The organism is Clostridium boliviensis (assembly GCF_033342255.1).
Lineage (GTDB): Bacteria > Bacillota > Clostridia > Lachnospirales > Lachnospiraceae > Lacrimispora > Lacrimispora boliviensis.
The window spans coordinates 1-550 of sequence record NZ_JAWONS010000144.1; the positions used below are offsets into that span (position 1 = coordinate 1).

At 42.4% G+C, this 550-nt stretch carries 1 protein-coding gene; it reads left to right on the forward strand.

What is annotated here, in order from left to right:
• The first annotated feature begins 257 nt into the window (after positions 1-257).
• On the forward strand, positions 258-524 hold the full coding sequence (locus RZO55_RS10080) for a hypothetical protein (protein ID WP_318064153.1): 267 nt from the start codon (positions 258-260) through the stop codon (positions 522-524).
• Positions 525-550: the final 26 nt, after the last annotated feature.

Below are 550 nucleotides of genomic sequence, written 5' to 3' on the forward strand. Positions count from 1 at the left end.
GAGTGGGAGCACGAAAAGGAAAGACGGGAAGCCACACGGAGGATGGTTCAGGAACGCAACAGAAGAGACAGAGGAAGGTAAAGGGGGGCTGTAAGCCTCCCTTTGGTTTTCTTGGCGGTATTCGTTTATAATAAAAAGCGATATAAACAATATGAGCGATAAAAGCAATATAAGGAGGTGGAACGCGTGAAAGATGATGAAAAGTCGAGAGAAATCACGGCGACGGAGTTCGCAAAAATCAAAGGAAAGTCTGCCTCATGGGGGAGGTGGTTAGCTCAAAAAGCGGCGGCCAAAGGAAAAAAGATTCCCCGAAAAGTGGGGAATTATTGGCTTGCGACGGTGGAAGAGTGGGAAAGAGTGTTAAAATCGTTAGGAATCAGAGGAAGAAGGAGGAAAAGGCAAAAAAATCGGTGAAAAACGGCTATTTTTCATACTTGATTATTGTCGTTAACGACAATAAAATGAAAGTAGAAATGAAAAAGAATCACCGCAGAAACAGAATGTATATTGTACCATTTGTTTAAGAAAGGGAGGGACTTATCAAAGGAAT

Coding starts and splice junctions, on each gene's coding strand:
- RZO55_RS10080 (WP_318064153.1), top strand. CDS start 258: ATGGGGGAGGTGGTTAGCTCAAAAAGCGGCGGCCAAAGGAAAAAAGAT.